The sequence below is a fragment of the Peribacillus sp. P4_D6 genome, assembly GCF_056401795.1.
On record NZ_JBFUIQ010000172.1, the window covers coordinates 1 to 6305 of the forward strand.

At 40.5% G+C, this 6305-nt stretch carries 8 protein-coding genes; 7 read left to right on the forward strand and 1 reads right to left on the reverse strand.

The window, feature by feature from the left end:
* The first annotated feature begins 83 nt into the window (after nucleotides 1-83).
* From AC1DVB_RS24430 to AC1DVB_RS24445, 4 genes are all read left to right on the forward strand, one after another.
* Nucleotides 84-605 (forward strand): YceD family protein, encoded by a 522-nt coding sequence (locus AC1DVB_RS24430; RefSeq protein ID WP_034313932.1) that lies wholly within the window; start codon nucleotides 84-86, stop codon nucleotides 603-605.
* 65 nt (nucleotides 606-670) lie between these two features.
* Entirely contained in the window at nucleotides 671-844 is a 174-nt protein-coding gene (rpmF, locus tag AC1DVB_RS24435) for a 50S ribosomal protein L32 (RefSeq protein WP_034313929.1), read from the forward strand.
* A 70-nt stretch (nucleotides 845-914) separates the two neighbouring features.
* On the forward strand, nucleotides 915-1757 hold the full coding sequence (locus tag AC1DVB_RS24440; protein ID WP_308111067.1) for an enoyl-CoA hydratase/isomerase family protein: 843 nt from the start codon (nucleotides 915-917) through the stop codon (nucleotides 1755-1757).
* A 79-nt stretch (nucleotides 1758-1836) separates the two neighbouring features.
* Entirely contained in the window at nucleotides 1837-2457 is a 621-nt protein-coding gene (locus tag AC1DVB_RS24445; protein ID WP_230134896.1) for an RsfA family transcriptional regulator, read from the forward strand.
* Nucleotides 2458-2501: 44 nt separating this feature from the next.
* On the opposite strand, the gene AC1DVB_RS24450 is transcribed toward AC1DVB_RS24445, so the two are convergent.
* Nucleotides 2502-2990: an N-acetyltransferase gene (locus tag AC1DVB_RS24450; RefSeq protein WP_034313924.1), complete on the reverse strand. Its 489-nt coding sequence runs from the start codon at nucleotides 2988-2990 to the stop codon at nucleotides 2502-2504.
* A gap of 472 nt (nucleotides 2991-3462) precedes the next feature.
* Between AC1DVB_RS24450 and AC1DVB_RS24455 the strand changes: the two genes are divergently transcribed.
* From AC1DVB_RS24455 to bshC, 3 genes are all read left to right on the forward strand, one after another.
* Nucleotides 3463-4347, forward strand: a complete 885-nt coding sequence (locus AC1DVB_RS24455; protein ID WP_477591359.1) for a 2-dehydropantoate 2-reductase — start codon at nucleotides 3463-3465, stop codon at nucleotides 4345-4347.
* A gap of 4 nt (nucleotides 4348-4351) precedes the next feature.
* Nucleotides 4352-4744, forward strand: a complete 393-nt coding sequence (locus AC1DVB_RS24460) for a DUF3397 domain-containing protein (RefSeq protein ID WP_034313918.1) — start codon at nucleotides 4352-4354, stop codon at nucleotides 4742-4744.
* Between the two features lie 109 nt (nucleotides 4745-4853).
* The coding region (gene bshC / locus AC1DVB_RS24465; protein ID WP_477591362.1) for a bacillithiol biosynthesis cysteine-adding enzyme BshC at nucleotides 4854-6305 on the forward strand (1452 nt) is incomplete at its 3' end.

A 6305-nucleotide genomic window follows, 5' to 3' on the forward strand; every position in this document is an offset into this window, starting at 1 on the left:
CTACATTATAGTGTAAAGAAAAAATATTGACAAACTTATAATTGAAAGCTATAATTATTTTTGTTGCCTTGAGGTGATTTCATTTGAAATGGACGATTAGTCAACTTCAAAAAATTCGGGACAAAGATTTACGGTTTGATGAACTGGTGGATGTCTTGGACATTAGAGAAAGAGACCCGCAAATTCGCGATGTTTCTCCGATCAGAGTAGAAGGAAGAGCTGATATCAGCTCGACCGAGATTACTTTTCACTTGCATCTTTCAGGTGAATTAACATTACCTTGCTCCCGTACACTGGTAGACGTTAAATATCCGATTGATATTGATACAAAGGAAACCTTTCTTTTAAAGGCAGATGGCACAGATTTCTACGGAGATGATGTCACTGTTGTGGAAGGCGACGTTGTAGACCTAATACCGGTAATTAAAGAAAATTTATTGCTAGAAATTCCGATGCAGGTTTTTTGTGAGGATGTCGATTCGAATGAAGCTGCTCCTCAATCTGGGAAAGACTGGGCTGTTATTTCCGAAGAGGAAAATGAGCATAAGGTTGATCCGAGATTTGCAAAGCTTGCCGACTTTTTTGACAACAATAAAGAATCTTGATTGGAACGAAAAATCGTTAATCCGATTTTTCCAGCTTTTTTATATTTTTTAAGGAGGTGGGAATAATGGCTGTACCTTTTAGAAGAACGTCGAAAACTGTAAAAAGAAAACGTCGTACACACTTCAAGCTTCAAGTACCTGGTATGGTAGAATGCCCGAGCTGTGGTGGAATGACTCTTTCACATCACGTTTGTAAAGAATGTGGAACATATAAAGGAAAAGAAGTTGTCGCAAAATAATTTCTTGACCTACTTGAGAGCTTAGCTCTCTTGATGCAACACGCTAATCAAAGCGCAGGGATTTTTCTCTGTGCTTTTTTTACAAATTTATTTGGCAGAATATTTTGAATCATTCGCGTTTGCCGATGATTTTGGAGAAGGTGTTTACATGGATCAGGTGATTGAAGTTGAAAAGGGTAAACGCGGTTTCATGAAGCTCCTATTTAATAGACCGGAGAAAAGGAATGCCGTGAATTATCAGCTGATGGACGAACTTGAGTCAATATTATCGGAAGCTGCATGCGATGATGAAGTTAAGTTGCTGGTCCTGACCGGGGCGGGCTCTGAGGCGTTCTGTTCAGGCGGGGATCTAAGGGAATTTCAGGATTTGCATACAGAAGAAGAGGCCTTTGCTATGTTATCGAAAATGGGTGAAATTCTGTATAAACTAGCAGTTTTCCCAAAACCAACAATAGCGCTAATCAATGGAAGTGCTTTCGGCGGCGGTTGCGAAATAGCGACAGCTTGTGATTTCAGGTTAGCAAAGAGGGAAGCTAGGCTAGGGTTTGTACAAGGTACTCTAGGAATAACGACTGGCTGGGGTGGAGCTTCGCTTTTACTTGAAAAAATACCAGAGCAAAAAGCGCTAAAGCTATTATTGGATGCAAAAGTACAAAAAGCTGAGGAAGCGAAGGAACTTGGTTTCGTAGATGAGATAGTCGGAGAAGGTACGGATGGATGGGAATGGTTTGCGGAAGATTTTCTTCGCCATGAGACAGGGGTATTGATGGCCTATAAACGATTGCTGGTACATAAATGGCAGGATAGCGGGCTTAAAGGAAGAATGGATGCGGAAATCCGGGAATGTTCCAAACTGTGGGCGAGTGATGAGCATCATGCTGCAGTCGAGCGTTTTCTAAATAAGAAAAAATAAATATTACACGCTCTATATTTCTTCTATCTTTCCTAGCATGTGCATATTATGAATTAAAACTTGCTAAGGAGGTAGAGAGATGACGATTGCGAGACAAGATGCATGGACTCATGATGAGGATCTGTTGTTGGCTGAAGTGGTACTGAGGCATATACGGGAAGGCAGTACACAATTAAAGGCGTTTGAAGAAGTGGGGAAACAGTTATCGAGGACATCTGCTGCTTGTGGGTTCCGTTGGAATTCATTTGTTAGGAAGCAATATAAATCAGGGATAGAGCTGGCGAAAAAACAAAGGAAAGAACAGGTAGTCAATAATCCTGAAGTGGAAAGGGATTCGATTGCAACGGTCGAAAATGTCACGATTGAAGAAATAACGCCCGAGCATGAAGATAAAGAATCTATTACCCTTCAGGAAGTTATATTATATTTAACCAAAATGGATGAATTCTTTCAGCTTGATAATAAGGAAAAAGAACGGATTTCTGAGCGTTCCCTATTTCTTGAACGGGAAAATGTCCGATTACTGGAAGAGAATGTCCTGCTTAAGGAAAACCTGAAAGCTGTTGAGGAAGATTATCGTGCGTTAATGCAGATCATGGAGCGCGCAAGAAAACTTAGTGTCCAGGAGGACGAAAAGGTGAATCCGAAGGTGAGCTTCCAAATGGATAAGAATGGTAATTTGGAAAGGGTCAATAAATAAAAAATGCGGGTGGGAAAATCCGCCCGCATTTTCTTGATGCTTCCTTATTCTTGTGTATCTATTTCTTTCTTATCTTGTACGTCAAATGGGCTCCAAATCAGAGGGTTTTCTCCGAGGTCCCTGTCCAAATCATAGGAAACAGCAGAAAAACCCATCTTTTTCCAAAAGTCTTGTGAATGGACTCTTGGGTTAGTTTTGATAGGCATGTTCAGGCTTTTGGCGAATTCGACCAAAGCTCTTCCATACCCTTTTTTCTGATAGTTAGGCAGGACTTCAAGTTTCCAAAGAACCAGGAAATCCCTGGAATTGTCAAAATACTGGTCGAATTTAGCGCTTCTTTTATAAAGGCTCATTCGAGCTACAAGTTTATCGCCATAAAAGATTCCGTAAAAAGGTGATTGGCTGTCATTTTCAATGATGTTACCTTCTAAATCATCTAGCATGGACAGTTCCTGTATCCCGTATTCTTTGAATTTTTTGAATTCCTCAAGCGTTTTAAAATTTACAAGTAATCGTTCAACCTTGTATTCCATAAAAAAGCTCCCCCTTAATTCTGATAAACCTCTTCCGATTGTACCCTTTGAAAGTCATCCCACTGATCTTTGCCATGTGGAATTTCAACTTAGGTTAAATCTAGTATGACATCATCGACTTATCCTAGCTTACTAAATGCTTATAGCCTTTTATTCCCCGCCCTTTTCCCTTCAATTTCTTTTGGGGTGAGTTTGGAGTTATCTTTTGTTTCTGTAAAGTCTTCAAAATGGATAAGCTTTTCGTATCTAATATACCATTAAATTAACACTTAAAGAAGAAAATATTATATCTTCAATGGCGTATTAATCATTCTTTCCGTTGGTATTTTATGACGAACCATCGTTAATGGCAGTTCCGTCGTTTCATTCAATCGGAATGGCTGTGTTTTCCAACGATGGGAAAATTCGTGCAGGCTAAAAAAGATAATGTGATAAAATAGTAAATATATTTCAAAAAGTAAGGAAGGTTATCATGAGAATTGGAATCATTGGCGGAGGGGCCATAGGGCTGCTGTTTGCGTCCCGTTTAAGTGAGAAGCATAATGTGACTCTCTATACCCATACTGCGGATCAGGCGTCCATCATCCAACGTGAGGGAATCCGTCTTATTGCGGATGGTGAAAGCCGACTGCAGACGGGCATCATGTCCAAGGGGCTGGATGAAGGGATATCGGATGTGGATCTTCTTATAGTGGCCGTCAAGCAATATCACCTGCCGCAAATACTGCCTAGGATCAAAGATTTTCAGGTTCCATTGCTATTCTTGCAGAATGGCTATGGGCATATTTCTTATTTAAAGCAGCTTCAATCCCCGACCATATATGTGGGGGTAGTGGAGCATGGAGCATTGAAACATGGTGGGAATACCGTGGAGCATACGGGACTGGGCATGACAAGAATCGCTTCCTTTAGCGGGGAACTTGAGCAACTATCGCTAGTGAATGAAAGGATCGATCATTTTCCTTTTACGAAGAGTGAAGATTTTCACTCGATGCTGATGGATAAGCTTGTCGTCAATGCGGTGATAAATCCATTAACGGCGATACTTGGTGTGGAAAATGGCGGTTTAATCACTAACTCTTTTTACTACCAATTATTTCAAGAGCTTTTTGAAGAAATCTCCGGTATTTTGGAAGTTCAAAATAAGGATGAGTCATTTGAACATGTTAAAGCCGTTTGCATCGCAACTGCGGAAAATCGATCTTCCATGCTAAAAGATTTAGAAAATGGCCGTAAAACGGAAATTGATGCCATTTTGGGTCATATCCTCTCGGAGGCAAAGAGTAAAGGGAAAAGTGATTGCCTGACGTCTTCTCTATATAAGATGGTCAAAGGAAAAGAGTCTCAGGGGGGATGAGGATGTGCCGTACGTAGTTTCAAGCCTTGCCGCGATATTTATTACCTTGCCTTTCGTAGGGTATATACTTTTTTTTATAGGTGCCAAACAATTCACTGGAAACCATCGGCGCTCCGTTCAATTTGCAATGGACATGAGTACGCTGCTGTTCGTATTATCCGTCCATTATTTGATCATTACGATCTGGGATATGCAAATTATTTGGGTGATCATGCTCATCATGCTCATCAACGCATTCGTGGTGGTTCTTGTCCATTACAAGGTAAAAGAAGAAATCATTTTCCATAAGGTATTAAAGGGTTTTTGGAGAGTGAACTTCGCCTTTTTTTTCGTGGCTTACCTTCTATTGTTTTCCATTGGAATAATTACAAGTATTACGAAGATATTGACTACATAACATAGAACATCGCATCAATTTTCTGCTGCTGGGCAACTTCTTTTGTTTTCTTAAACCGGAATGTTATACTCTAAAAAGAATTGTAGTTGCAGAGAAAGGGAGAACAGAAATGGAGATGAAAGATCTCGCGTTACCATCTTTAAACCGTTTTGCATCGGACTATTTACAAAACCGTCTTGAAACGGAGGATTATTTTCACTATGACTTGTCTAAGCCTGACATTTATCACAATAGATATGAAGAATTGATGAACCGCTCTTTTTCACGTGATGAATTGTCGGATTACATACAACAATACATGTCTCGTCTTTCATTCAGTGAGGCAGTTAAGGGTAATATTGGAAGGCTGCGCAGGGATGATTCCGTTGTTGTGATTGGAGGACAGCAGGCTGGGTTATTATCAGGGCCGCTGTATACCATTCATAAAGTGATATCGATCATTAAGCTTGCGGAAGAACAGGAAAAAAAACTGGGGCAGCCAGTCATTCCGGTTTTTTGGATAGCTGGAGAAGATCATGATTTGGCTGAGGTCAATCATGTTTATGTTATGAAAAACGGAAAACCCGATAAAAAAACCTATCCTTCCTACCAGCCATATAAAACAATGGTTTCTGATGTGGAGCTGGAAACGGAAAAGGCAGAGAAGTGGCTTGAGGAAATCATTGAAACTTATGGAGAAACGGAATTTACGAACAAACTCCTGATTGATTTGAAGGAAACCATTAAGAGATCGAATACCTTCGTCGATTTCTTCGCCGAGCTGATTCATGAATGGTTCAAAGAATATGGCCTTTTACTAGTCGATGCCGGAGATCCGGATTTAAGGCGAATTGAGAAGGCATACTTTGAATCGATGGTCAATGAAAGTGGACGGATTGCTGAAGTGGTCGAGGAACAGCAATCATTCATGCATGCGAAAGGGTATGCAAAAATGATTGAAATGGATAAACGCGCCGCTAATTTATTTTATTATGATCCAGAAAAAAAAGATCGATGTTTACTCGAACGTGTAGAAGGCAGTTTCAGCGGAAAAAACGGTGAGGTATCATTTAACGGGGATGAACTCTTGCAGATAGCCAGAAATCATCCAGAACGATTAARCAACAATGTCATTACACGCCCGCTCATGCAGGAAATGCTTTTCCCTGTATTGGCATTCGTTTCTGGGCCAGGGGAAATAGCCTATTGGGCAGAATTAAAAAAGGTGTTTGAGTTGTTTTCCATGAAGATGCCGCCAATCATTCCTAGGTTGAATATCACGCTGGTGGAGCGGAGTATCCAAAGCGACCTTGAAGAAATGGAACTCAGTTTGGAAACTGTTCTGACTGAAGGAACCGCTAATGCTGTGGAAAGTTACCTTGATTCCGTTAAAGATGAAACGATTGACACCCTGTTCGGGACGCTGAAATCACAGCTTGAAGAGAACCATGAAAAGCTTTTTGTCCACGCTGTCTCTTTGGATAGGGGGCTCGAGCCGATGTTGAACAAGAACATTGAATTCATTCAAAAGCAATTGAATTTCATGTATGGCAAAATCGGTGACCGTACAAAGGAACGACAT